Consider the following 25,528-nt stretch of genomic DNA (forward strand, 5'->3'; position numbering starts at 1 on the left):
CATGGCGTCCAAACGGGATCAACTGCAGGCGTACCAATTCCTGGTGCAGCGCGCCATCTCCGCGCTCGTGACGAGGGAGACCGATCCGGAGCAGCCGCCGTTCCGGCGGCCGTCCGGTGCCGCGTTCGCCAGTGTCGCGCTGGCGATCGTGGCGCTGGCGTGCGTCGGGGTCTACGGGATGATCGTGCCCGGCGGGAACAACGCCTGGCGCAAGAACGCCGCCGTCATCGTGGAGAAGGAGAGCGGGACACGGTACGTCTATCTCGACGAACGGCTCCACCCCGTCGCGAACTACGCGTCCGCGTTGTTGCTGCTCGGCGAACACGGCACCACGGAAAGGGTTTCGCGTGACTCGCTCGCCGGAGTCCCGCGAGGACCCCGGATCGGCATCGCCGACGCGCCGGACGGCCTGCCCGGCCCGGAAAAGCTGCTCACCGGATCGTGGTCGCTGTGCTCGGCGCCCGCGAGCGACCTGGCGGGCAGCCGGATCGAGGAATCGGTCCTGCTGGCGGGCGCGTCGCCGTCGGGCGGCGCGGAACTGGGAGACCAGGCGCTGCTGGTGGAATCGACGTCGACCGGTGACCGGTTCGTCGTGTGGCGCGGGCACCGGCACCGGATCAACGACTACGGCGCCGTCGGCACCGGGCTCGCGCTGACCGCCGAGCCGTGGGCGCGGGTGGGCCGGGCGTGGCTCGACGTACTCCCGGAAGGCACGCCGATCGGCCCGCTGCCGGTGGCGGCCGCGGGCGAGGTGTCCACCGCGGTGCCCGGCCGGACCGACATCCGGAACGGGATGCTGCTGATGGTGCAGACCTCCGGCGGTGGGCAGCAGCACTACCTCGCCGAGCGGGATGCCTTGCGCCCCATCACCGAACTGCAGTACGACGTCCAGCGCGCGAGCGCCCAGATGCTCGCCGCCTACCCCGGCGCCGAACCGAAGACCGTGCCGCTGCCGCCTTCGCTGGCGACCATGTCCCGTCAGCTGGACCCGGTCCGCGCCGACGCGGGCGCCGCACCAGCCACCCGCCCGGCCATCGCGCGCCTGCGCGATCAGGACGCCACCGTGTGCGCCACCTTCGGCGACGGCTCCGCGGCCCCCGCGCTGACCGTCGACCCCGCGATGCCCGCCGCGGACCCGATGTCCACCACCGCCCGCCGGACCGCCGCCGGAACACCGCTCGCGGACCGCGTCCACGTGCCACCCGGCAGCGCGATCGTCGTCGAGGCGATGCCCTCGTCTTCTGCCGCCGTTGGAACGCTGACCGTCGTGACCGACATGGGGCGCCGCTATCCGCTGGCTTCGCCCGACGTGCTGAAGATGCTCGGCTACCCGTCGGCGCGCCCGGTGCGGCTTCCCGCCGGTTTGGTCGCGCGGCTGCCCGAAGGCCCGAGCCTCGACCCGGCCGCCGCGCGGCGCCAGACCCTGGGTGGCTGACCGGCATTCGCGTGTCCCTGGGCGTAACTCGCGTGTTTGGAGGCGTAACTCACGAGTTACGCCTCCAAACACGCGAGTTACGCCTTCAATCACGCGAGTTACGGGAACGACGTGAAGGCCCCCTTCACTGCGTCCAGCGCAGTGAAGGGGGCCTTCACGTCCGAGCGGTTCAGCGGGAGGTCGGCCGCCAGAGGTCTTCGTCGAGCATCTGCACCGAACCCGACTCCGACTCACCCGGCCGCCGGCCGCGCGTCAGCGTGAACCCCGCGTCGGGATTGCCGTTGGCGGCCCGGCCGCGCAGTTTCGCCGGAACGCCGTCGCTACCGCCGGAGGACGTCCTTCGCGACGCACCGTTCCGTCCCGTCGGCTGGTCGCTCGAGCCGGGGCGCAGCGTGCCCGCGGTGGACTGCCCACCCGCGCTGGGGGGCATCATCGGCGACATCGGGCTGGCGCTCGCCTTCGCGCCGGACGACGCAGCGGTGCCCGGAAGGACCTCGGACGCGAGGCTGGGTGCCTTCTTCGCTCCGACGGGCTTCGCTGCCACCGGAAGGCCGGCCATACCGCCCGCGACGCCGAAACCGCCCGGCAATCCCGCCGAGACCGGCGCGGAGCCGGAACCACCGGGTAGCCCTCCGAGCGGAGAGAGCGCGTTCGCCGAGGGCGGCAGCGGAGCGAGGCCGGCGAGCGAAACACCGGAAGAGCCGTCGTAGCCCGGAATTTCCGGAAGGGAGACGTCCGAGCTGCCGCCGCCGGCACCCAGTGACTCGCCCAGCCCTTGGAATTCGCTCAGCGTGTCCATGCCGGCCTGGGCGGCCGCGATGAAATCGGCCGGGGTGTTGCCTTCGGCGGAAGGGGCGGCCGTCGGCACCATATGGTCGGGCGACTTGATCCCGGACGCTTCGACCACCTGCAGCATCGACAGGTCGAACTCCCCGCCGAGCTGGGTCATCTTGCTCCCGGCGGCCTGCTGGATGGCCAGGGCTTCCATGGCGGCGAACGGATTGAGGAGCGACGCCGCGACGGCCGCCGAGTACGCGGCCTCCATCCCCAGCATCGTCGCGTGCGTCTCCGTGATCCCGGACGCCAGCGTCGTCAAGGTCTCCGCGGGTTTCGCCAGGTCGATGCGGTCTCCCCAGAATTTCAGCTCGGCGGCCGAGCGCTCCATCTTCTCCTGGAGCTGGCGGCCGTTGTTGTCCGTCCATTCAGGAGTGAGCTCGCTGATCCTGCTGTTGAGCTGTACTTGCGCTTCCTCGATCCACGCCCGTGCTTCGGTCCACATCCTCGCAGCGTCGTGAAGGGTCGAAACGTTCGCGAACTCGGCCCGGATCATCCCCATGAGAACTTCCATGGGGAACGCGTTGTAAACGGCGGTCATGGTTCGGCTCCTCAGACGGAGGCCGGCGGGTTTTCGCCGGAGGGTTCGATGGTGGACGGTTTCTCTTCGCCGGGCTGGGCGGCCGAGGACTGTTTCACGAAGTCCACGCCCTGTTTGATGACCTTGGTCGCCTTGTTGGCCAGTTCCAGTGCGCTGGCCACGTCGGCGGCGCTGTAGGTGATCGCGGCCGTCCTGGTCTTGCCGGAGAAGGTCGCGATGTCCTCGGTCACCTTCCCCATGAACGCGCTCATACTGGCGGTCGCGGCCTTGTCCAGTACGGACATCGCGATGCCCTCGAACAGCCCGGCGAGGCTGGGCATGGTGCCGAGCCTCGCCAGTGAAGGTGGCAGGTCCGGTGCGCTGAGTTGCTGGGACACCGCGCTCATCGCGGTGATGTTGCCGTTGATCTCGGTTCCGGGCATATGCCCCCTCCTCAGTGTCCGGCGCGGTACTTCGCCGGTTTGCCGTGCGAATCGGTCGTTTCCTGCACTTGCCACAGCTCGTCGTCGAGTAACTGGACGGTGTCGTTCTCGGTGTCCCACCGGCGTCGCGCCGTGGCCGGCCGGGTGCCGCCGCCTCGCGATCGGCCGAGGAGCGGGACACCGGGGGTGCCACCGCCCTTCGGCCCGCGCTGCCTGCTCGAGCCGGTGTGTTCCGCGTCGCCCGGTTTGATGCCCGACGGCGAGTTCTTCCCGCCACCGTTGGGTGGCGCCATCGGTGGCGGCATTCCTCCGGCGCCCGAGGCGGAGCCGGAGCTTCCCGCCGTTCCCGCGGAGCCGATCCCGGGCATCGAGCCGACGCCTGCCGCCGCGCCTCCCGGTGAACCGTTCAGGTCCGAGATGGCGGGCATGCCGCCGAGGCCGCCCATCCCACCGCCGGAACCCGGCAAGCCGCCGCCACCCGCCAGGCTCGGCATGCCCGAGCCACCCGACGCGCCGAGAGGGTCTTCGAGCCCCGGATAGGCGGAGCCGTCGTAGGGCGGAAGCGTCCAATCCGCGGGATCGATCGCGTTGGGGTCGGGCAGGTTCACGGAGGAGCCGTTGCCCAGCAACTGTTGCGCGGACTCGGCGGCCTGGCTCAACGCGCTCAGCGCGTTCGAAGCCTGTTCGAGCGCGCTGGGGTCTTCTTGCGGATTCTGCGGGCTCGGCTCGCCCGGAACCTCGGGTGTGCCCGGGTCGACCGGCGCGCCGTTCTGGTTCGGCCCGCCGGTTCCGGCCGCCGAAGGTACCGCGCCGTTGTAGGGGATGGCGGAGCCGACCTCACCGCTCGGGCCGTCCCAGGGGCGGCCGCGGGCAGCGAGCATCGCTTGGGCGGTCAGCCGATACTGCGTCGCGATTTCGTTCAGTTTGTTGCCGAGGTTCTGCCGGGCGGCCAGCTCGTTCTTGGGATCGCGCTGGACATTGGCGAGCTCCGCCTCGGCGACGGAGACACCGTGCGCGAGCTGAGCGTCGGCCCTGTTCAGCTGGTCGATCACGCCCGAAGCCACGATGCCCCCGTCGAGCGGCTGACCGAGCAGCATGCCCGCCGCCGTGGGGAGGCCGCCGCCGGCGGCCCCTTCCAGGCCACCCCACGATCCGAACGAGAAGATGCAGTTGGTCCGGAGCCGCTGTACGAACTCCTCGCCTGGACGGTCCAGCCATTCCGAAGCCACTTTGTCCGCCGCTTGCCGAAGCTTCAAATGCGTAGTGTCGATCCATTCCGCGGCCTTCGTCCACATTGGCACGGCGGCTTGAAGCCGAGGTCGGGTGTGTTCGATTTCGGCGCGGAGAACGTCAATCTGGTCTTTAAATTCGTATTCGCAATAATTCGTCATCGAAAGTCCCGGGTAAGTCGGCTCACAGGTCTCATTTGGGCACGAGATCGATCAGGGTCCCCGTGGTCGGTTCCAGTTGTGTGGTTGCGGGAGCGAGCGGGCTCGGCCCCAGCGCGGTGGGTGACATTCCTTCGACAGGTACGCGGCCTTCGTCCGGCCGTGACCTCTTCGTCAGCTCCCAGACAGCGGCCTCGCTCGCGTTCTGATAGGTGCTCAGTGCTTGTGTCGCGATGGAGATGTATCCCCAGACACCTTTCTCGGCGGCGGTCAGGAAATTCCGCAGAGCCTCGGTGCTGTCCCGGTCGGCGCCGGCGAGGAGCTTGCATTCCTCCATTCCGCCGCAGCCGTCGTTCAACGGCCGATCGATGGTCGGCGGGTTCGACCCCAGCATCTGCTGAGTGACCGTGTCGGCGAAATTCTGGATGGCGGGCAGATAAGCGTTGATTCCCATGTTCCCTCCCGGAACTGCGGGGAAAACCCAGTCGTTCTCCGAAAGCCAAACACCACCACGAGCCCCGGTGGGGCCTCCGGCAGCTTCCGGCCATACCTCAGGGATGCCGCGGCGGAAGCCACGCGAGCTGGACCAGGCCCTTGTGCCCACGACGGTCGATCAGCCAGCCGCGGCCGGGCGGTAGTACCTGGGCACGCATCCCGCCGAGCAGCGGACCTTCGTCGCGGTCACCGGACATCATCAAGCCAGGGGTCCCGACTTCCCTCAGCCGGGTGAGGAAGGGTTCGAACAGTCCGCGGCCGGCACCACCGGAACGGCGGGCGAGCACGACGTGCAAGCCGATGTCCGAGCCTTGCGCGACCAGCGGCAGGAGAGGCATCAGCGGGTGGTTCTCGTGGGTGGCCACCATGTCGTAGTCATCCACCAGAACGAAGATCTCCGGCCCGTGCCACCAGTTCCTGGCCCGCAGTTGCTCCGGTGTGACGTCCGGCCCCGGAAGCCGCTTGGAAAGCGAGGCGGCGACCTCGGTCATCAGCCCGGCACTGTGCGAGTCGTTGGTGCCGTAGCCGAGAAGGTATTCGTCGCCGATCTCGCCGAGGAGCCCGCGCCGGTGGTCCACCAGCACGATCCGGGCTTCCGAGGGCTGGTAGGTGGTTTCGATCCGGCGGGCCAGCGTCCGCAGGAAGGAGGTCTTTCCGCATTGGGTGTCGGCGAGCAGGAAGAAGTGCGGGTCCGCCGCGAAGTCGTGCCGCATCGGGGAGAGGTCGTGCTCGTGGATGCCGACCGCGAGCCCCGCCTCCGTCCCGGTGATCTCGTCCTTCGCGGGGAGTTCCTCGTACGGGAACACGCCGGGCAGTAGCCGCACCGAAGGCGCGGGAGCGCCTGGCCACGCGGCCTTGACCGCCTCGACGAGTTCGTTCACACCCCTGGACAGATCGTCCGTATCAGTGACGCCGTCGATCCTGGGAAGCGCCACGAGCATCTGATGCCCGCTCATGGAGATTCCGCGGCCCGGAGCGTCGGGCGGAACGCTCATCGCCGCGCGCCGGTCGATGACGGAGTCGATGGGATCACCGATCTTCAGTTCCAGCCTGCTGGCGAACAGATCCCTGACGTTCATCCGCAGATCGAACGAGCGCGAACAGGCCGCCACCACGTGCACGCCGTAGGACAGACCGCGCGCGGCGATGTCGCCGACCGTCTCCTCCAGATCGGGGAAGTCGTTTCGCAGTGTCTGCCAGCCGTCGACCACCAGGAAGACGTCACCGTGCTGCTGTTCGGCGAACCGTCCTTCGGATCGCAGCCTCCGGTAGGTCACGATGCCGTCGATCTGGTGCTCGGCGAATATCCGCTCGCGTTGTGCCAGCAGGGTCGCGACTTCGGCGACGGTCCGCCGCACGGCACCGGTGTCGAGCCTGCCGCAGACACCGGCGACATGCGGCAGCCCGGCGATCGAAGCCAAGGTGCCGCCGCCGAAGTCGAGGCAGTAGAACTGTGTCTCGCGGGGAGTGTGCGTGAGCGCGAGACTGGTGATCAGCGTGCGCACCACGGTGCTCTTCCCGGTCTGCGGGGCGCCGATGACCAGGACATGCCCGGCGGCGCCGGAGAGATCCAGCACCAGCGGGTCGCGACGTTGTTCGAAGGGCCGGTCCACCGTGCCGAGCACCGGCCGGAGCGACCCCGCCATCGTGGTCGAGCCGGCGGTGAGACCTCGTTGGGGATGGGTGACCAGTTCGGGCAGCAAACCGTCCAAGGTCGGCGATTCCGCCAGCGGCGGCAGCCAGACCTGATGCGCGGGCACGCCTCGGCCTGCCAACCGGTCGACCAGGATGTCCAGGAGGGTTTCGCCGACCGCGGCGTCGTTCTCCGCCGTTTGGTCTTCCATCTCCTCTTCTTCCGTGTCGATCTCGGCGCCGAGGTAGCTCGTCGTGTATTCCTGCAGCACCAGTTGCTCCCCGGCGGAAGCGGTGACACCGCCACCGGTGGCGCGCTGGTACACGCCGGAGACGTAGGCGGAACGGAATCGGTCCATCTGGTCGGTGCCGACCTTGAGGAATCCGTGCCCGGGTGCCCGCGGCAGCTTGAACGCGTCGGTGACGCCCAGCACCGCCCTGCTCTCCATCTCGGAGAAGGTCCGCAGTCCGATCCGGTACGACAGGTGGGTTTCCAGACCACGGAGCCGGCCCTCTTCGAGCCGTTGCGAGGCCAGCAGCAGATGAACGCCCAGCGAACGGCCGACTCGTCCGATCTGGACGAACATGTCGATGAAGTCCGGCTTGGCGGACAGCAGCTCTGAGAACTCGTCACAGATCACCAGAAGGGTCGGCACCTCGGGGAGTGGGGCTCCCGCGGCACGCGCTTTCTCGTAGTCACGCAGCGAGGAGAAATTGCCCGCCGCGCGCAGCAGTTCCTGGCGGCGGATCAGCTCGCCGTTGATCGCGTCGGTCATCCGGTCGACGAGGTGCAGCTCGTCGGCGAGGTTGGTGATCACCGCGCTGGTGTGCGGAAGGGTGTCGAGCCGGGTGAAGGTCGCACCGCCCTTGAAGTCCACCAGCGCGAAGTTCAGCGAACTGGGCGGATGTGTCACGGCGAGGGCGAGCACGAGGGTCCGCAGCAACTCGGACTTGCCGGAACCGGTGGCGCCGATCAGCAGCCCGTGCGGCCCCATCCCGTCCTGCGCGGACTCCTTGAGATCGATTTCGATCGGGACACCGTCGGCCTGGATGCCCAGTTTCACCCGCAGCCGGTCCCGGTTCGGCCGAGGCTCCCAGGTGTCGGCGGGGTCGAATTCGTACGGGTCGCCCAGATCCAGAAGCTCGGCGAGTCCCAGCTCGGTGCTCATCGGGGTGTCTCCCCGCAGCCCGGCCGTCAGCCGTAACGGGGCAAGCTGCCGGGCCAGTCCCTCGGCCGCGACCACGCCAAGGAAGTCGGCGCGCCCGAGCGGGGCTTCGCCGTCACTGGTCTCACTGACCAGGTCACCGTCGGCGTCCACGTCGAGCACGACCGTGGTCCGGTCCAAGGCCCTCGGCGGCATGGTGGTCAGGTCCACGATGGACACTCCCTCGACTCCGCCGCCGGTCATCAGGTGATCGGAGCCGGCGATGGCGCCACCGTCGAGCACGACCACCAGATGTGGGCCGGGGACGCGGATGTCGGCCTCCGGATCGAACCTCGGTCGTTTGGAGAGTTCCTCCTCCAGCATCGATTCCAGTGCCTGGACCGACGGCGCCACCAGCCGTAGCGCGCCGAGCGCGTCGGTCCGCTCGGGATGCAACGCGTGCGGCAGCCACTTGACCCATTCCCAGTCCGGACGGCGGTCTTCGCTCGCGCAGATGGCGATCCGCACGTCGTCGGGCGACTGGAGGGTGACCAGCTGGGCGATCACCGCGCGGAGCAGACCCAGCGTGGCGGCGCGATCGCCGCGCAGGTGGATCCGGCTGAAACCGTTGACGGCGATGGCGATAGGCAGACTTCCGACGGTGGAATAGGTGGCGATGAACCGGCGCAGCGCGAGCGCGGACAGCGGTTCGAGTTCCTCCAGCGGTTTGGTGTCCGGGGCGACGAGCGTGGCGGCAGGGGCCTGCGGTCCGGTCCCGATCCGGGCGATGGCGAAATCCTGGTCGTCCTTGCGCCGTTCCCACAGCCGGTAGCTCGCGGCCAGCGACCACAAGGACGCCGGATCCGGGTGCAGGTACTCCATCGTGCGGCGCTGGCCACGCACCGAACGGCGCAGCCGCAGGCGATGCTGGGCGAGGTGCCGCAGATACTTGCGGCGCGCGTGGCCCATTTCCCGTTTGCTGGGGCCGCCGCCCTGCAGAAAGCTCATGGCGACCATGCCGAGCATGCCGACGCCCATCATCCCGAAGATGACGAACCGCATCGAGCCTGCCATGCTGCCGGAGTACATCAGCAGCATCGCGGCCATCATGGCCACCATCGGCAGCACCGTGAGCACCTGGGTCCATTGCCGCCCCGGCGGGGGCGGGATCTCCGGTGGAGCCTGCAGGAGCAGTTCACCGGCCGGCATCTCCGGCGCCGGTTTACGGGCCGGCCTCTTCACCACGACTGTCGCCATACTCACCGATCGTTCGCGAACAACGGCTTCCGCCGGGGGCGATGGCAGGAACGTGCCGCACCGGTCGAATCCACCCGTTCCGGGGGTTAGCTGATCGATGTCAGCTACGCGACCAAGGAAACGGAGGGGTGATGGGCAACGGCGGATTGGTCGATTTCGACTTCGGGATCGTGCAGAACCTGATCAACAACACCGACAGCAGTCAGCAGGATCAGCTCAGCGCGCACCGATCCCACCAGGGGCGGGACTACGACAACATCAGTGGTGGCCTCGCGGGGATCGTTCAGAACGCGGCCTTGTCTCAGAATCAAGGGCGTTCCGAGATCTACGACCAGGTGCACGCCTTCGCGCAGTCACTGGTCGAGAAGGGCAGCTCGGTGGTGAACGTCACCAGTGGTTTCCAGGGTGACGCGGCGCAGACGTTCGCCAAGCAGAACTTCGCGGGCGGCGGCGCCATCGACAGCGGTATCAACCCCTAGGTCTGAAAGGACGGGCTATGAACGGCGGAGATCACTTCAAGATCGTCTACGAGGCCATGAACACGGCCGGCCGGGACATCCAGAACACCGCGACGCAGATCGGGCAGGCCGCCGAAGACCAGGTCGCCAGGATGCGCAACACCATCGGCGCGGGCTGGGGCGGGAACAACGCCGAGGAAATGGGTCAGCAGTTCGCCCTGATGCAGAAGCGGACCGGCTACCACGTCGACGGCATGAACCAGAGCGGCCGCGACTACGACAGCGTCTCCCACATCGGCCAGACCTGTGAAAGCCGGGTAAGCAACATCGTCAACTCCTAGCGGCGACCGGTAGAACCGAAGCCCCGGCGCGGATCTCGCGCCGGGGCTTCGGTCTTCCGGTCATCTCCCGGAGATCAGGAAGATCTGTTCCGGCGGTTCGTCCACCTTCGGTTCGGCGGAGACGGGGGCCGCCAGGCCGGGCCGCCAGCCACGACGGCGACCGCGCGGAAGCACCAGTGCCACGAGTGCGGCGAGCACGATCGCGCCGCATACCGCGGCGGTGAGCCACTTCGCCACGGTGCCGGTCTCTTCCCGCGCGGCGATCAGATCGAGCTGTGCCTGGTCCGGTGGCGCGGGGACGAACGCCGGCAAAGCGGCCGGGTTCGCCGTGTCCAGCCCATCGGTGACCGCCCGGTAGGGATCGACCAGGCCGGCGCCGAACGCCGGGCTGCCGAGGCCGCCGCGCGCCGGGTTCGCGGTCGCCATCAGACGGCGCGCCACCTCCGGGGCGGACAGCCGCGGCCAGGCCGATCTGACCAGGGCGGCGGTGCCGGAAACGAACGGCGCGGCATAGCTCGTGCCGTCGGCGTACGCGTGCCCGCCCGCTCGTGTCGGCGCCAGCACCTTGGCGCCAGGCGCGACGAGGTCCACGTACCGGCCGATCTGGGAGCCGGACATCCTCGCCCCGTCGATGTCGACGGCACCGACACCGAGCACCCCGTCGTAGGCGGCGGGAAAGGAGGGGATCTCGGAAGCCGTGTCGCGCTGCGTGTTGCCCGCGGCGGCGACCACGAGCGCGTCCCTGGCCACGGCGTGCGCGACCGCGTCCCGGATGACGGCGAAATCCTCGTGTCCGGCGAGGGACAGGTTGATCACCTTGGCGCCCTGGTCGGCGGCGTAGCGGATTCCGTTGGCGACCACCTGGGGATCGATCCGCAAGGACTCGCCCTGGCTGCCGACGTCACGGTCGCTGATCCGCACCGGCAGGATCTCCGCGTCCGGTGCGATCCCATGGAAACCGATACCGGTTGCCGGATCGGCGGCGATGATCCCCGCGACCCCGGTGCCGTGCGACACACAGTCGAACGCTCCCGGCAGCGAACCGGCGAGGTAGAAATCCCGGCCCGCGCGCACCTTGCCCGGCCTGGCCAACTGCGGATGGTCGGCGTCGACCCCGGAGTCGACCACCGCCACCAGCACTCCCGCCCCGCGGTTGTACGGCCAAACCCGTTGGGGAGCAAGAGATTGCTGAGCCCACGGCTGGACGGGAACCGCCGCTCGCGCGGGTTCCGGGTCCCGGCAGGCGCCGGGCGGCGGCGCCGCGTGCGCGGTCCCCGCGCCGGCGAAGGTCTGAACGGCCGTCGCGGCCACCACGGCGGCGACGGCGGACATCCGGAGTCGTCTCATTCCGCCATCGTCGATCCGGTCATGACCCGGGACGGAGCGGTGGCCGCAAGCGGCCATCGCGTCGTTCGCGCCCGTTTCGGACGCGAGACTGGCCATAAGCGATCTAGGAGGGGCCGTGGAAGCGCTGTTTCCGGGGGCGGACATGTACGCCGACTACGAACGGCTTGCCGAGGACGTCCGGACGATGCAAGAACGGATGGCCGGGATCCGCGCCACCGCCGATTCCGGCGACGGATTGATCAGTGTGACGGTCGGCGGCGCGGGAGAGCTGATCGAGCTCTGGCTGGACCCTCGTGTCTACCGGACCTTGGATTCGGCCGCGCTGGCCGAGAGCATCACCGAGACCATGCACCGGGCGGCGGCCGAGTCCCAGGAGAAGGGGCTGGCCATCGCCGCGGGCTTCCTGCCGGAGGGGACGACTCCGGAGGGAACGGACCTGCGGTTCGACCCGTTGCTGCACCGGCTCGACGAGCGCGCCGGCGGGCGGTGAGCGGCGTGGCGACGGACCGCAACGGTGATGGCCGGATCGACATCTACCTCGAGGAGACAAGGCGGGAACTGGACGCGCTGAGTGCCGCGGGGTCCGGCTTCCAGACCAAGTGGGCGCCCTTGCGCGGGACGATCGAAGAGCTCACCAAGCAACTGGGCGGCGGGAAGATGGGGGAGATGTTCCAGGATTGCAAGACCAATACCCCTCTCCTGCTCAAGAGCGCCGATTCCGTGGCGGTGAACTACGGGAACGTGGCGACAAACGGAAGAACCGGCGCGAACGTCTACGAGGACGGTCAGACCGAGGCGACCCGGGTCCTCGGAACCTGAGCGGGCGAAGGCGATGTCCTATCCGGCCGTGAATCTCCCGTTCTCGGGCGTCGGCGAGGCGGCCGCCGGTGTCGGCGGCACTCTGTGGGATTGGACCGTCAGCGCGTGGAACGCGGCGGGCGGGGTCATCGACGACATCTGGCCGCCCGACGATCCGGACACGGCCAAAGCGCTGGGCGACGCCTGGATCGCGGGGGCGGACGCCCTCGACTTGGCGGTGGGGGCCGCCGCCCGGGCGGGTGAGCGGATCAAGGAGACCTGGCCGGACGCCAACGGCTTCGACATGTACTTCCTCATCCGTGAGGTCAACAAGGGCCAGTACGGAGGCGGCAGCGAGGGCTACGAGGACCTCGCCGTCAGCATGCGCCGGATCGGGGAGTTCTGCCACCAGTACGGGGAGCAGGTCGCGCGGACGCGGAATCAGATCCGATCGGAACTGATCCACGCGGCGGTGGACTTCGCCCTGATGTTCGCCATTCCCGGCGGCCCGTGGTTGTTCGCGTCCAGGATGGCGCTCAGGCTGGCGAGCCTGGTCAAGATCGCGAGCCTGGGTGGCCGCCTCGGCAACTGGGCGGCCAAGGCCGGAAAGGTCGTGATGATCCCGATCAAGGAGGCGGGCGACGAGGTCGTCACGAACGGTATCGAGCAGGGTCTCAACATCTCCCAGGGATATCAGGACGGCTTCAACGCCAAGGAAAGCTTCACGAACGCCGTCGCGGGGGCGGTCGGCGCACCGGTGAGCGCGGTGGTCGGAACGCCCGGAGCGTTGCTCGGCAAGGGGATCCGCAAGACCGACGCCGGCAAGAACGCGCTGGACAACCCGGTCGGCAAGCACGTTTCGACCGCCGTGAGCTCCTTCACCACGAACGCGATCTCCTCACCGATCTCCAGCTACGCGGCGGAGAACATGGTGAACGGGAACTGGGGCGCGCTGGACGACGTGTCCGGCTACCAGAAGTCGATCAAGGAGAACTGGCTCACGTCGGGAGCGATCGGTCCCGTTCGAGGGAACGCCCACCTCGCCGGTGTGCAGGCGCACAACGCGGTCTTCGGTCAGGACGTGTCCACCGGACCGGGAGAAGTGGCGAAGTCCGGGAACCCGCCCGGTGGTCCGACTCCACCTTCGGCCATGGCCCCGGAAACCGCCGCGGTCGGTGCGGGACACGGTGCCTCCGCCGCGGGCGCGGGGGAAACCGGTGCACCGCAATCGACCGGTGCGGCCCAAGAGACCGGTGCCGCTCATCCGGGTTCCTCGACTTCTTCCACCGGAGCGGCGACGGGACCCGGCCGGGGCGCCGATGCCTTCGGCGGCGGTGAAAGCCGGGCGGCCACCGACACTTCCGCGAGCGATCGGAGCGCCAGTACGGCGGCGTCGAGCCAGTCGTCCTCGGCTTCCGCCGCGGAGCACACGTCCCGAAGCGGTCCGAATACCCCGGCGCAGCAGACATCGGTGTCGTCGACGACGCCTGGTTCGGCAGCACAATCCGGTCCGGGACAGGCGGCGCCCGAACAGGGTTCCTCTTCGACGTCGACTTCCGCACAGGCGACGGCACAACCCGGTCATGCCCAGGTTTCGGCCGCCACCGCTCAACCGGGTCCGGCCCAGGGCGGATCGAGCCAGAGCACTTCCGCACCGGCCAGCCCGGCGCAGCCGGGCCCTGCCAACGTTCCGGGTAGGACTCCGCACGCGAAACCGACGGAAGGTGAACCGAACCGGTCCGAGCCGGGGGCGGATCCCGGCCAGGACGGGGAGACCACGCCGTCGGAAGCCCCGTCCGAGCCCGCACCCGACGTACCCGTACTGCCCGCCGAGATTCCCGATGAACAGGGGCCACCGGACGGCCCTGACGGTCCCGCCGAAGGTGATCCGGCGGAACCGGCGACTCCGGGGGAAGAGCCTGTCCTTCCCTCGGCACCGGTTTTCGTCCCGGCGTCGTCCCCGCGAGCTTCCGGTGAGAAAAACGGCCCGTTGCGGAACGAAAACGAGGAAACACCACCGGACCATCCCGATGACCTGTCGCCCGAGGTGGAGGAGGTCTGGGACGCTCTGCCGCCGGACGTCCAGGAAGCCGTCCGCGAGGCAGGCCCGGCCGTCGCGGGCAGAAAACTGGAAGGCCTGCTCAAGAGTGTTCTCGCGCAACTGATTCCTCGCGACCGGACCAGCCGTCCGCTCGAAGAACAGCTCAAGGCCCTGTATGCCGAACAGATCCGGGCCATGCTGGCGAACCGGGCGGCCGGGATGTCGCGGGTGACACCACTGGAGGTGTTCACCGCCCGGGCCGGCGCCGCGATCCGCGAAGTGGCCGCGAAGAAACCGCGTCCGTACGGCCGGGCGGTGGCCGAAACCGAGTTGCGGAAGCTCGGTGGGCTCAGCGCCGAGCTGACGGAGGCCGCCGAAGCCGAAGGCAAGAACGCCGAATTGCCGCTGACGCTGGAAACCCATCTCCGCAAGATCCTCGATCATCTGGCCGTCAACGGGGTTCCGGGTCTCGACAAGATCGGCGAAAGCGTCCGCAAGCATCTGAAGCGTGCCCTCGGCATGCTGGCCGACGGTGACCCGGCGACCCGGGAACAGCTGAACGGTGACCAAGCGAATCTCACCGGCCTCGAGGGTGAGCTCCGGGTCGCTCTCGCCCTCACCGAGCTCACCCCGGACCAGCTCGCCGAATTGGGCTTGACCGGCCTGCGGGTCACCGGGCTCGGCATCAAGACCAGCGACACCGACATCGATGTCCACGGAGTACTGGCGGACAGCGGTGTAGAGGTCCGGTTCGAGGTCAAGAACGTCGGGGCGAACAGCGAAACGTCGATCGTCAAACAGATCGACAAGCACCGGCGCGACGCGGGCCCCGGCGCGCTGGTCATCGCCGTGTTCAGCAACGAACTGACCAGCGAGGTCGACGGAGCGATCGCCGCCGGTGCCGACGCCGTCCTCCAGTGGAACGGCCTGCGGTTCACCGTCGTCGCCCGGCGGGATCCGGACGGACCGTCCGCCGCGGCGTCCCCGAATCCGCCAGGTCCCCAGGGGTTGCCACCCGCCGCTTCAGGGAATCCGCTGCCCGATGAAACCCGTGCCGGGCAAGAGGATCCGGAGGCCATCCGCCGGGCGATGGAGGCGGAGACCGCCGGCGCGATCTCGCTCCGGCGGCGGTTCCTCATGGGCGTGCTCATCGCCGTCCGGCTCCTCGGCCTGCCCAACACGATCGACAGCGCGATGGAGACCAAACCGCCCAAGAGCGGCCCGGTGGAACTGATCCGCAAACGTCATGAAGAAGAGGCGGCCCCGGACGAGTCCGGTAAGCCGGGCCCGCCGCCGGACGATCCCGAGGGCCCACCGTGGCGAGGCCGAGCGCGGTTCACCCCGGGAACCGGCGAAGTGGACGTCGACATGTCGCCACCCGCGGGGCCGCCAGCCAACCCGCCCGGACCACCGCCGGGGCCGCCGGTACCACCCTCGTCGCACGCGGAACGGTTCTACCACCCGGACAATCCGGCCCGGCACGAGCACTCGTTGCCGCAGCACGACTTCACGCGGAGCCGGTTGCTCCTCAGTCTCCGCAGCGAGACCGCGCTCCGCACGCTGATGGCCGAGGCGGGCTTGGCATGGAACGACCTCCGGCTGATCCTGCTCGAACAAGGTTTGCTGCCCGCCGATTCGCGGCCGCTCCGGGTCCGTGACGTCGCGAGGATCCTGGAAGCCCACTGGGTCCGCTCGCGAATCCGGTCCGCGTTGCAGGAGACCGCCGACCACGCCGCCCGCGAATTCGCGAAGCTCGCGGAAGGACTCGTTCCCGCCGAGTCCGAGCGGGCCCGCAAGATCGTCGAACACGTCAGGAACGGCACGATGACCCCCGCGCTGAGGGGGATCTTCATCCAGCAGATCTTCGCCGAGGAGGTCATCGCCAGGGAACGGGAGATCCTCGGCGACCACTTCGGACGGTTCCGGCTGCGCACCTCGCCGTCGTATTCCCTCGACGGACAGGGCCGCGCACCGGGTGGGCCGTCGCACTACTCCGGGTGGGTGGTCCCGAACCTCACGCTCGATTTCGTCGTGGACGGGCAGCCGGTGGTCGTGCACGACTACGACCTCAGCACCGGGAGCCGCGCCCCCGGCCGGGACCGGGTCCATCGCGGCAACACCTTCACCCGCGGTGTCTTCGAGACGGAGACACTGCGTCCGGGGGATCCGGCCGCGCCGCCGGGAGCCCGCCCGAGTCCGTTGCCGGGGCCTCCGGGTGAGATTCCCGCGAGCCCGAACGAACCCGGCGCGATCGAGCGGGCGATGGAAGCGGCCAACGCCCCCGTGCTGTCCTCGGGGCGCCGGATCCTCATGGGGATCCTCCTCGCCGTGCGGCTCCTCGGGGTTCCCAACACGATCGACAGCGCCCTCGAGCTGAAACCGCCCAAGAGCGGGCCCTCCGACGTGATCCGGCCGCGGAACACCGACGAACAGGGTCCCCGCCGTCGTCGTCCGCAAGGCCTGCCACCGCGTGATCCGAACGGCCGGTTCACGACCGCCCGGATCGATCCGGATACCGGGGAGATCACCTTCGGCGAGTCACCCGGCCCCGCCACGATGGGTGCGTCACGGCACGACGAAGTCGGCGGCTCGCGGTGGATCGAAGCCCGGCGGAAGGTGGCCCCTGGGCCGTGGGACGGAGCCGTGGTCACCGGCGAGGGCGTTCTCTACGCGCCTGGCGGGATGTCGATCGGCGACGACATGACCACCCGTAACGCCCACATGCGGGTGATGATCGCCCAGCGCCCGGACGGCGCGCGAGCCTACGTGGTCACTTTGCACGGAAGCGGGAACGGTCACCCGATCCCCGGCCTCAGCCTGACCGTGGACAGCCGCCTGACCCAAGAGCAGATGCGGGCCATCGAAGAGATCTTCATGCTCAGCCCCGAGCAGGTGGCCGAGGCGACGCTGGCCAGTCCGTACTACACACCTGGGCGTCCGGTCCAGTTGAACTCCTGCCATTCCGGATCGTCCGGCTGGGCGCAGCGGTACGCCGACGCGCTGGGTGCCGAGGTGATCGCGCCGCTGGCCAGGCTGGACGTGATGCCGGACGGATCGCTTCGGGTGCACGGATTCCCCAGCGGCAAGGGCTGGGCCAGGTTCACGCCCGGTGCGTCGGCGCCGGTCGAGGTTCCGGCGCCGGGCAACCTGCCGCCGGCGGAGCCCGGGCCGGAGAGCGCGGGTACGGCCAGTTCCCTGGACGCGGTGATCAACCCCGGCCGGGACGAAACGGCGGAGTTCCTCGGTCGCGCCGACGTCCAAGACGCGCTGCGGCGGGGAAACGAGATCAGCGGGCGGGATCCGGATTCGCGGATCAAGGTCGGCGGTGTCCCATTCCATATCGGCGACGCGATCGCCAAGCTGCTGCCGCGGCATCCGGAGTTCGTCGAAACGCTTCTCCGGACACCGTTCCTGCTGAACTCCCTGCTGGCCAGGCCACAGACGCTGGGAAACGTGCTCCAATATCCGGAGGCGGTCGAGATCGTCCTGGAATCGCTGGCCGAACTGGAAACCAGGGGCGCGGAGGACATTCTCCGCGCACACCGGGAGACACCGCGGCCAGGTCCGATCGAACTGGCCGACTTCCAGCGCCAGGCCGTCGAGGACGCGGTGTCCGGGATCCCCGAGCAGGACCGGCGGGTACAGCCTGGCCAGTTCGGCTACGCCCCACCCGCCGGTTCGACGCCGGAGCAGCTCCGGGCCTATCAGAACGAGTTCCTGTCCGGGCTGGAGGCATCGTGGCGCTCGAACCAGGACGAGCTGAACGAACTGGCGGACTGGCTGGCGGCGGAGGCGGGCGGGATCGCCAAGTACCGGGACAAGGTCAAGAGCCGGGTGCGCGCGTTGGACAAACTGGCGAAGGACGACGGCACGGGCTCCGTGCTGACCGACGTGGTCGGTGCCCTCGTGCGGTTCGACACCGTCGCCGACGTCTACCGGGCGCTGGCGATCCTGCACGCCCGGCTGGCCTCGGAGGGGTCGCCGATCAGCATCGTGTACCTGGAAGACCGCTTCGCCGGACCACAGAAGAGCGGCTACCGGGACATCCAGATGTCCGTTCGCCTGTCGAGCGGGCATATCGCCGAATTCAGGCTGCATCTGAAGTCCATCGACGAGGTGGCACGCTACGAACACAGCCTCTACGAGGTGCGGCGGGACTTCGCGGCCGTGAGCAGGGAACAGGACCGCGCGGTGACTCCGGAGGAGACGGCGATCGAAGCACTGATACTCAGGCGTGAACGGGAACTGTTCCAGGAGGCGACGAACCGGGGCATGACCGCGGACGACGAAGACGGCCGCGAAGACGACGAAGGGAAAGACCGTGAGTGAGAACCCGCTGGCGGACGAACTGCCGATGTTCTTCCGCTACCACGGCTTGACCTACCGGGTCGACGGAACTCCGGAGGGTGGCCTGACCGGTCATCTTCTCAACCTGAGGACCGGACGGATCGACGAGGATGCCTCGCACGTCCACGAGGTGCTGTTCGCCATGGGAGAGGACGTCACGGTGCTGGACGAGGCCGGCTACGTCGAACTCACCGAGATCAAGCGTTCACGGGCACTTCGCGGTGACGGGCCGATCTTCGCGCTCTACGACGCCATCCAGGCCGTCTACGACAAGGCGAGGGAGGAGTCGCGGCGCCTCGAACCGGAGGAGCACGCCCTCCTCCGCTCGATGTGGACGCGGACCTTCGCCCTGTGGGCGCAGGAGTTCGCGCGTCGCGACGCGGGAGAACCGCCCTCATTCGAGTTCCGGTCGCTGCTGGGAGGTACCGCCGTCGAACCGGGTTAGCGAGGGGCAAGGCAACGGCGGCGTGACACGAGGGCCGTGTCGCGAAAGCCACTTTCGAGACGTCTGGTGTCCTGAAAGTGGCTTTCAGGACACCTTCGAGCCTCCGCCGCCCACGAGGAGCGTATGACCCACCGATCGCGGCGAACGCCGGGCAGTGAAGGGCGTTGACACCCGACAGGACACGTTTGCCTCGCCACTCGGCAGAACGGTCAGTTCGGGCTGACCGGGAACCGCAGTTCGAAGATCGCGCCGCCCTCGTCCGCGTTGTACACCGCGAGGGTGCCGCCGTGCGCCTGCGCGACCCAGCGCACGATCGACAGCCCGAGCCCGGAAGACCCGCCGGTGCTGGCGAACCGGTCGAACGCCTCGCCCGCCAGCGCGGTGTCGATACCGGGGCCGTGGTCCGCGACGGTCACGGTGCCGCCGGCGACGGTCAGGTGCACGAACGCCTTCGAGCCCGGGTGGCGGCCGTAGCGCATGGCGTTGTCGAGAAGGTTGCCGATCGCCCGTTGCAGCAGCGCGGGATCGGCGTTGACCTTGGTGGGCGCGGCGGTGACGGTGACTTCGGCGCCGTCGGTCGCGGTGTCCTCGACGATGCCCACCACCAGTTGATCGAGCCAGATCGGCTGGATGCTCAGCTGTTCCACCCCGGCGGCCAGCCGGGCGCGGACGAGGAGATCGTCGATGATCCCGCCCATTCTCGCGGCGAGGCGGACGGTGCGCGGCAGGAGTTCCGCCGACTGCGCGGGGTTGGCCATCGCGGTTTCGGCGAGCGCGCGCAGGGCGGCGACCGGGGTGCGGAGGTCGTGCGCGGTTTCGGCGAGCAGGACCTCTTGCTGCTGCAAGGCCGCGGCCGCGGGACGGATCGAGCGCCCGGACAGCAGGTGGCCCGCGAAGCCCAGGATCGCGACCAGCAGCACGGTGCCGCCGATCACCAGCAGCGTGAACGTGGTGTGCGCGGAATCCTCGGCCTCGGTGGACTGCACCGCGACGACGGCCGCGAAGGTCTTGCCGTCACCGTCGCGCAGCGGTTCGGCACGGACCTTGACCATGTCGCCGTTCGACGCCTTTTGATGCCCCTGCACCAGCTTGCCGGTCTTCACCGCCTCGGTGGCGAGCCCGTTCAGCAGTTGCGTGCTCATCGGGACGCAGTTCGCCCGCGAAAAGTGCGGCTGGAACGCTGGCGCCCCGCCGGGCAGGATCGCGAACTGGGGGCAGCGGTCGTTCAGCACGTCGGTGTTGACCAGGCCGAAGCCGACGGTGCCGTCGTCGTAGGCGACCTGCCTGCTGACCGACGAGGTGACCTGGGTCAGCGCGGCGTCGATCCGTTCCTCGCCCTGGCCACCGTCCTCGGTGATGAGCAGCCACGCGAAGACGACCAGCCCGAGGGTGTTCATCACGGTGAACAACGCGGTCAGCGTCCAGCGCAGCCTGCGCAGCCGATCGGCCGAGGAGTGGGTGTTCACCGCGAGCCCAGCCGGTAGCCGAGGCCTCGGACGGCGTGGATCAGTTCGGGTTCCTTCAGCTTGCGGCGCAACCGCTTCACCACCACATCGACCACATTGGACATCGGATCGGCCTGCGCGTCCCAGCAGTGCTCGATCAGGTCGGCCCGCTGCACCGGCAGGCCCGCCCTGGTCAGCAGGTATTCGAGCACCGCGTACTCCTTGTTGGTCAAGGTGAGCAGCACGCCCGCCCGGCGCACCTCGCGCCGCGCGCAGTCCATCACCAGGTCTTCGTGGTGCAGCACCGAGGGCCGGTCGAAGGCCGACCGGTGGCACAGGTTGGCCACCCGCTCCGTCAGTTCGGCCATCACGAACGGCTTCACGAGGTAGTCGTCGCCGCCGTGCTCGAAGCCGGCCACGCGGTCGGCGAGCGCGTCGCGGGCGGTGAGGAACAGCACCGGCGCGCGCCAGCCCAGCTGCCGTCGCATGTGGACGTACTCGATGGCGTCGCCGTCGGGCAGCATCCGGTCCAGCACCACGCAGTCGTGGTGGGTTGCGCGCAGCAGCCGGTCCGCGGTCGCGATGTCACCGGCCTCGTCGACGGCGTAGCCGGCCGCGCGGAGCTGCGTGACCAGCGCGAGCCGCAGATTCTCGTCGTCTTCGACGACCATCACCCGTGTCATCAAAACCTCATGTTCGGACAGCGAAAGTAGACGCGTGCAGTTCCCGGTGCCCCTGAACGCTAACGCGTCGGGTGCCCGCGGCCGCCCCGGTGGCGGGGAACTGGCATGAACAGGACGTCGTCGGCGGCACCGCGCCGGGGGAAGAGGGAGGTACCTGCGATGACCGTGCAGACCGGCCAGCTCAGCCTGGTCACGGGAACGGGCCCGGGCAGCGACCGGGCGGGGCTCGGCGAACTGCTCGCGGAAGCGACCGGGGAGGTGCTCGTCATGAGCACGGGAACGGACACCGCGTTCCAGCGGATCGCGCTCGGAGGCGTGCGGCCCGGCGTGCGGCACAAGGTGCTCTTCCCCGATTCCGCGCGGATGTCCGGCGCGCTCAACCGCATGTCGCGGGCCGGCGCCGAGGTGCGGACCGACGCCGAAGTCCCGATGGACGCGCTGGTGATCGACCGGACCTCGGTCGTGCTCCCGGCGGAGGGCAGGCAGGCCGGTTCCGCGGTGTTCCGGCTGCCCGGCGTGGTCACCGCGACGGTCGGGCTGTTCGAGCGGATCTGGCAGGCCGCCGCCCCGCTCGTCCCGCTGGACCTCCCGGACGACGGGAACGCCTCGATCCTGACCTGCCGCGAGCAGGAGCTGCTGACGCTGCTCTTCTCCGGCACCACCGACGAATCCGCCGCCGCCCGCCTGGGTGTCTCGGTGCGCACGGTGCGCCGGATGGTCGCCGACATCATGAACCGGCTCGGCGCGCGCAGCCGGTTCCAGGCCGGCGCCAAGGCCGTCGACCGCGGCTGGCTGATGGCGAAGGCGGGCTGATGACGACCTCGACTCCCGGCCGTGTCCTGCTGGTGGCCCGGCGGCCGGGCGCGTACCCGACCATCGGCGACGCTTTGACGGAGGCGTCCGACGGCGCCGTCATCACCATCGCGGGCGGTGAATACGCGGAAACCGTCGAGCTGACCGGCCTCCGGGTGACCTTGGTCGCGGCGAACGGCGCCACCGTCGTCGTCGACGGCCGGGGCGCGGAACGGCCCGTTTTCCGCGTCACCGGCGGAGCGCTCGTCCTCGAAGGGATCGAAGTCCTGGCGGGCGGCGCGGCCGCGATCCAGGCCGACGACACGGAACTCACGGTCCGGGACTGCACCGTCTCCGGCGGACGCGGCCCGGCGATCGCGATCCGCGGCACGACGGCGTTCACCGTGAGCGGTTGCGTGATCTCGGGTGCTGAGCAGGGGATCCTCGTCGACGGCTCGCCCGGGCGGATCGAGGACACCACCGTCGAAGACGTGACGGGCGACGGCATCACCCTCGGGCAGGGCGCCGATCCGGTCGTGCTCCGCTGCACGGTCACCGGCTGCGGGCTGAGGGGGATCTACGTCTACCAGTACGCCCGGCCGGTCGTCGAAGGCTGCACCGTCTCGCACACCGGTCACGAAGGCATCGCCGTCGCGCACCACGGTGTGCCGGTTCTCAAGCGCTGCACGGTCACCGACACCCGTGGCCCGGGGATCGCCTTCGCGTCCGGTTGCGGTGGCGAGATCTCCGGTTGCCGGGTCTCGAACACCGCGGAACCGGGTATCGCGATCGCCGAAGGGGCGACACCGACGATCGGTGAGACCGCGGACCCCGGCGTCGTGGGGGACAACGCGCTGGACGAGATGCTCGCCGAACTCGACGGGATGATCGGCCTACCCGGCGTCAAGGAAGAGGTCCGCTCGCTGGTCGACGAGTTGCAGGTCAACGAATGGCGCCGCCGGGCCGGGCTGCCGGTCGGCGCCGCCGGGCACCATCTGATCTTCGCGGGCGCGCCCGGCACCGGGAAGACGACGGTCGCGCGGATCTACGGCAAACTCCTGAAGGCGCTGGGAGTCCTGCCGGTCGGCCAGTTCCGCGAGGTCTCCCGCCGGGATCTCGTCGGGCAGTACATCGGGCACACCGCGGAGAAGACCGCGACGGTGTTCGAGGAAGCCAAGGGCGGCGTCCTGTTCATCGACGAGGCGTACACGCTGACGCGGCTCGCCGGCTCCGGCGGCGATTTCGGCCAGGAGGCCATCGACACCCTGGTGCCGTTGATGGAGGAACATCGCGACGAGGTGGCGGTGATCGTGGCCGGGTACACCGGTGAGATGGTCGACTTCCTCGCCGCCAACCCCGGTCTCGCGTCGCGCTTCGGCAAGACGATCGAGTTCGAGAACTACAGCCCGGACGAACTGCTCGCCATCTTCGGGCGGATGGCGTCCGCCGGGGACTACGAACTCGATCCCGCCGCGGGCCCGGTGCTGACCGGCCATTTCCGGCGAGTTTCCGGTGACGTCAACTTCGGCAACGCGCGGGACGCGCGGCTGCTGTTCGAGAAGGCACGCACGGCTCAGTCACAACGCTTGCGGCTGCTGGGCCGGATGCCCGCGATCGAAGAACTGCGCGGGTTGCACGTGGCCGACGTGGAGGCGGCCATCGCACGCTGATGCCCTGCGGAAGGTCGATCGCAGACACGGGTTCACCGGTAAGGACTAGAGTTCCGGTGTGCGGGTGCTGGTGACCGAGGACGACGAGAACTTGCGGGTGGCGCTGGAATTCGCGCTGCGCGGGGACGGGTTCGCGGTGGACACCGCCGCCGACCTGCCCGGCGCGGACGAGGCGCTGATGGTGAACGCCTACGACTGCGCGGTGTTCGACCGGATGCTGCCTTCGGGTGACGCGCTGGCCTACGTGCGCAACCGGCGCAGCGCCGGATGGCCGCTGCCCGTGCTGTTCCTGACCGCGCGCGACAGCGTCGCCGACCGGATCGACGGCCTGCGCGTCGGCGGCGGCGACTACCTGGTCAAACCGTTCGCGATGCCGGAACTGATCGCGCGGGTGCGCAGCCTGTGCCGCCGCGACATGGCCGGGCAGGCGGTGGTCCTGCGGTGCGCCGACGTCGAACTCGACACGGGCAGGCACCAGATCTCGCGGGCGGGCGTGCTGCTCACCGTGACGCGCAAGGAGTATCTGGTCATGGAGCGGCTGATGGCCGCGACCGGGCGGCCGGTCTCGCGGCGGGAACTGATCCGGTACGCGTGGGACGAGATGGCGGATCCGGCGTCCAACGTGCTGGACGTCGTGATCGCGCGGCTGCGCCGGAAACTCAAGGACCCTCCGCTGATCCACACCGTGCGGGGGTCGGGTTACCGGATGGCGCCGCTCTGACCCCGGCTCGAACCGCCCCTGAACGAGACCATCGCCACTCCGGCCGCCCCGGATGTGCCATGCTCGACAGCGCACGAGGCGGCGAAACCGAGAGGTGACGAGGGTGTCCATCTGGGCAGGCGTGATCAATTTCGTCCGGGCGCGGTACGAGGTGCTCGAAGAGCGGGGAGACTGGCTCCGGTTCCGGGTCGACACCGGCGACGGCCGCGGCCAGCAGGTGTCCTTGCACCACCTGCCCGACCACGACGGCGCGGAGTGGGTGGAGATCTCGTCCCCGGTCGGCTGGGCCGACAAGATCGATCTGCGGCGCCTGCTCGAACTGGCGGGCGGCGACTCGGTCGGCGGCGCGGCGGTGGTGGACGGTGTCGCGCTGCTCAAGCACACGATCCCGCTGGTCGACTTGAACCTGGTCAACGAGTTCGAGCACCCGCTGAAGGCGCTCGTCACACGTGCCGACACGTTCGAACACGAGCTCACCAAGGCCGACGAGTTCTGATAGGACCCTTCGGAAGTACGTGAAGGCCCCCTTCACTGCGCTGGACGCAGTGAAGGGGGCCTTCACTCGTTTCGGGGGCTCAGAGGCGCTCCTGGAGCGCGTCCGCGGCGGCGAGGAGGTCCGCCGCCCAGCGCGCCCCCGGTTTACGCCCTATACGTTCGATGGGCCCGGAAACCGACACCGCGGCGACGACGGTGCCCGTCGAATCCCGCACCGGCGCCGAGACACTCGCCACACCGGGTTCCCGCTCGGCCACGCTCTGGGCCCAGCCGCGGCGGCGGACTTCGAGCAGGGTGCGCTCCCCGTACACCGCCTCGGTGAGGATCGTGCGCTGTGTGTGCGGATCCGACCACGCGGCGAGCACCTTCGCGCCGGAGCCCGCGGTCATCGGCAGCCGTGAACCGATCGGCACCGTGTCCCGGAGCCCGCTCGGCGGCTCCGCGGTCGAAACGCACACGCGCTGGACGCCGTCGCGGCGGTACAGCTGAACGCTTTCGCCGGTGATGTCGCGCAATTTCGGCAGCACCGAACTCGCCGCGTCGAGCAGCGGGTCGGTCGAACCGCCAGCCAGTTCCGCGAGCGCGGTACCCGGGCGCCAGCGCCCGTCGGGGCCGCGGCGCAACAGGCGATGCACTTCGAGGCCGACCGCGAGCCGATGCGCCGTCGCGCGCGGCAAACCGGTCCGCGTGCACAGTTCCGCCAGGCCACAAGGATCTTCGGCCACGGCCTGAAGCACGGCCACGGCCTTGTCGAGTACTCCGATACCGCTATGCTGTCCCACAAGCCGATACTATC

At 69.4% G+C, this 25,528-nt stretch carries 20 protein-coding genes; 11 read left to right on the forward strand and 9 right to left on the reverse strand.

All coding sequences use genetic code 11. The annotated features are described in order from the left end of the window. Position 1: 1 nt before the first annotated feature. Positions 2 to 1,435: a type VII secretion protein EccB gene (eccB, locus tag ACXIZN_RS00990; RefSeq protein WP_457951949.1), complete on the forward strand. Its 1,434-nt coding sequence runs from the start codon at positions 2 to 4 to the stop codon at positions 1,433 to 1,435. A gap of 169 nt (positions 1,436 to 1,604) precedes the next feature. Here eccB and ACXIZN_RS00995 read toward each other — a convergent pair whose 3' ends face one another. From ACXIZN_RS00995 to eccCa, 5 genes are all read right to left on the reverse strand, one after another. After that, positions 1,605 to 2,810, reverse strand: coding sequence for a hypothetical protein (locus tag ACXIZN_RS00995; RefSeq protein WP_457951951.1), 1,206 nt, complete (start codon positions 2,808 to 2,810; stop codon positions 1,605 to 1,607). 11 nt (positions 2,811 to 2,821) lie between these two features. Next, the gene (locus ACXIZN_RS01000) at positions 2,822 to 3,232 is read right to left on the reverse strand and encodes a hypothetical protein (protein ID WP_457951953.1); all 411 of its coding nucleotides are present in this window, start codon (positions 3,230 to 3,232) and stop codon (positions 2,822 to 2,824) included. Positions 3,233 to 3,243: 11 nt separating this feature from the next. Next, entirely contained in the window at positions 3,244 to 4,488 is a 1,245-nt protein-coding gene (locus tag ACXIZN_RS01005) for a hypothetical protein (protein ID WP_457951955.1), read from the reverse strand. Between the two features lie 166 nt (positions 4,489 to 4,654). Next, on the reverse strand, positions 4,655 to 5,074 hold the full coding sequence (locus ACXIZN_RS01010) for a hypothetical protein (protein ID WP_457951957.1): 420 nt from the start codon (positions 5,072 to 5,074) through the stop codon (positions 4,655 to 4,657). Positions 5,075 to 5,171: 97 nt separating this feature from the next. Further along, entirely contained in the window at positions 5,172 to 9,149 is a 3,978-nt protein-coding gene (gene eccCa, locus ACXIZN_RS01015) for a type VII secretion protein EccCa (RefSeq protein ID WP_457951959.1), read from the reverse strand. 128 nt (positions 9,150 to 9,277) lie between these two features. On the opposite strand from eccCa, the gene ACXIZN_RS01020 reads away from it, so the two are divergent. Beyond that, positions 9,278 to 9,628, forward strand: coding sequence for a hypothetical protein (locus ACXIZN_RS01020; protein WP_457951961.1), 351 nt, complete (start codon positions 9,278 to 9,280; stop codon positions 9,626 to 9,628). Positions 9,629 to 9,645: 17 nt separating this feature from the next. Next, positions 9,646 to 9,948, forward strand: coding sequence for a hypothetical protein (locus tag ACXIZN_RS01025; RefSeq protein ID WP_457951963.1), 303 nt, complete (start codon positions 9,646 to 9,648; stop codon positions 9,946 to 9,948). Positions 9,949 to 10,008: 60 nt separating this feature from the next. Here the strand turns inward: ACXIZN_RS01025 and mycP are convergent, their stop codons facing one another. After that, the gene (mycP, locus tag ACXIZN_RS01030) at positions 10,009 to 11,295 is read right to left on the reverse strand and encodes a type VII secretion-associated serine protease mycosin (RefSeq protein WP_457951965.1); all 1,287 of its coding nucleotides are present in this window, start codon (positions 11,293 to 11,295) and stop codon (positions 10,009 to 10,011) included. A gap of 115 nt (positions 11,296 to 11,410) precedes the next feature. Here mycP and ACXIZN_RS01035 point away from each other — a divergent pair, with 115 nt between their 5' ends. Genes ACXIZN_RS01035 through ACXIZN_RS01050 form a run of 4 tightly spaced genes read left to right on the forward strand, consistent with a single transcriptional unit; the run spans position 11,411 to position 18,926 of the window. Continuing rightward, entirely contained in the window at positions 11,411 to 11,785 is a 375-nt protein-coding gene (locus tag ACXIZN_RS01035) for a YbaB/EbfC family nucleoid-associated protein (protein ID WP_457951966.1), read from the forward strand. A 5-nt stretch (positions 11,786 to 11,790) separates the two neighbouring features. Further along, entirely contained in the window at positions 11,791 to 12,114 is a 324-nt protein-coding gene (locus ACXIZN_RS01040) for a hypothetical protein (RefSeq protein WP_143055413.1), read from the forward strand. A gap of 13 nt (positions 12,115 to 12,127) precedes the next feature. Continuing rightward, complete coding sequence (locus tag ACXIZN_RS01045) at positions 12,128 to 18,463, forward strand: WXG100-like domain-containing protein (RefSeq protein ID WP_457951968.1); 6,336 nt, start codon at positions 12,128 to 12,130, stop codon at positions 18,461 to 18,463. Continuing rightward, a complete protein-coding gene (locus ACXIZN_RS01050; protein ID WP_091599085.1) occupies positions 18,456 to 18,926 on the forward strand; it encodes a hypothetical protein in 471 nt (156 codons plus the stop codon). The genes ACXIZN_RS01045 and ACXIZN_RS01050 overlap by 8 nt, the downstream gene beginning before the upstream one ends. A 209-nt stretch (positions 18,927 to 19,135) precedes the next feature. On the opposite strand, the gene ACXIZN_RS01055 is transcribed toward ACXIZN_RS01050, so the two are convergent. Together ACXIZN_RS01055 and ACXIZN_RS01060 are read right to left on the reverse strand one after the other, a co-directional pair. After that, positions 19,136 to 20,392 (reverse strand): sensor histidine kinase, encoded by a 1,257-nt coding sequence (locus ACXIZN_RS01055; RefSeq protein WP_457951970.1) that lies wholly within the window; start codon positions 20,390 to 20,392, stop codon positions 19,136 to 19,138. After that, positions 20,389 to 21,054, reverse strand: a complete 666-nt coding sequence (locus tag ACXIZN_RS01060; protein WP_457951972.1) for a response regulator transcription factor — start codon at positions 21,052 to 21,054, stop codon at positions 20,389 to 20,391. The genes ACXIZN_RS01055 and ACXIZN_RS01060 overlap by 4 nt, the downstream gene beginning before the upstream one ends. A 159-nt stretch (positions 21,055 to 21,213) precedes the next feature. Here ACXIZN_RS01060 and ACXIZN_RS01065 point away from each other — a divergent pair, with 159 nt between their 5' ends. The 4 genes from ACXIZN_RS01065 to ACXIZN_RS01080 all read left to right on the forward strand — a co-directional run bounded on the left by ACXIZN_RS01065 (position 21,214) and on the right by ACXIZN_RS01080 (position 24,733). Then, complete coding sequence (locus tag ACXIZN_RS01065) at positions 21,214 to 21,867, forward strand: helix-turn-helix transcriptional regulator (protein WP_192742814.1); 654 nt, start codon at positions 21,214 to 21,216, stop codon at positions 21,865 to 21,867. Further along, positions 21,867 to 23,516 (forward strand): right-handed parallel beta-helix repeat-containing protein, encoded by a 1,650-nt coding sequence (locus ACXIZN_RS01070; protein ID WP_457951973.1) that lies wholly within the window; start codon positions 21,867 to 21,869, stop codon positions 23,514 to 23,516. The genes ACXIZN_RS01065 and ACXIZN_RS01070 overlap by 1 nt, the downstream gene beginning before the upstream one ends. Positions 23,517 to 23,574: 58 nt before the next feature. After that, entirely contained in the window at positions 23,575 to 24,237 is a 663-nt protein-coding gene (locus ACXIZN_RS01075; protein WP_457951975.1) for a winged helix-turn-helix domain-containing protein, read from the forward strand. 103 nt (positions 24,238 to 24,340) lie between these two features. Next, positions 24,341 to 24,733 carry a hypothetical protein gene (locus ACXIZN_RS01080; protein WP_034320317.1) on the forward strand — a complete coding sequence of 131 codons (393 nt, stop codon included), beginning with the start codon at positions 24,341 to 24,343 and terminating at the stop codon, positions 24,731 to 24,733. Positions 24,734 to 24,812: 79 nt separating this feature from the next. Here the strand turns inward: ACXIZN_RS01080 and ACXIZN_RS01085 are convergent, their stop codons facing one another. Further along, on the reverse strand, positions 24,813 to 25,514 hold the full coding sequence (locus tag ACXIZN_RS01085; protein WP_007031477.1) for an IclR family transcriptional regulator: 702 nt from the start codon (positions 25,512 to 25,514) through the stop codon (positions 24,813 to 24,815). Positions 25,515 to 25,528: the final 14 nt, after the last annotated feature.

The sequence above is a fragment of the Amycolatopsis sp. TRM77291 genome (genome assembly GCF_054166285.1).

Coding starts and splice junctions, on each gene's coding strand:
- eccB (WP_457951949.1), top strand. CDS start 2: ATGGCGTCCAAACGGGATCAACTGCAGGCGTACCAATTCCTGGTGCAG.
- ACXIZN_RS00995 (WP_457951951.1), bottom strand. CDS start 2,810: ATGACCGCCGTTTACAACGCGTTCCCCATGGAAGTTCTCATGGGGATG.
- ACXIZN_RS01000 (WP_457951953.1), bottom strand. CDS start 3,232: ATGCCCGGAACCGAGATCAACGGCAACATCACCGCGATGAGCGCGGTG.
- ACXIZN_RS01010 (WP_457951957.1), bottom strand. CDS start 5,074: ATGGGAATCAACGCTTATCTGCCCGCCATCCAGAATTTCGCCGACACG.
- eccCa (WP_457951959.1), bottom strand. CDS start 9,149: ATGGCGACAGTCGTGGTGAAGAGGCCGGCCCGTAAACCGGCGCCGGAG.
- ACXIZN_RS01025 (WP_457951963.1), top strand. CDS start 9,646: ATGAACGGCGGAGATCACTTCAAGATCGTCTACGAGGCCATGAACACG.
- mycP (WP_457951965.1), bottom strand. CDS start 11,295: ATGAGACGACTCCGGATGTCCGCCGTCGCCGCCGTGGTGGCCGCGACG.
- ACXIZN_RS01045 (WP_457951968.1), top strand. CDS start 12,128: ATGTCCTATCCGGCCGTGAATCTCCCGTTCTCGGGCGTCGGCGAGGCG.
- ACXIZN_RS01060 (WP_457951972.1), bottom strand. CDS start 21,054: ATGACACGGGTGATGGTCGTCGAAGACGACGAGAATCTGCGGCTCGCG.
- ACXIZN_RS01065 (WP_192742814.1), top strand. CDS start 21,214: ATGACCGTGCAGACCGGCCAGCTCAGCCTGGTCACGGGAACGGGCCCG.
- ACXIZN_RS01070 (WP_457951973.1), top strand. CDS start 21,867: ATGACGACCTCGACTCCCGGCCGTGTCCTGCTGGTGGCCCGGCGGCCG.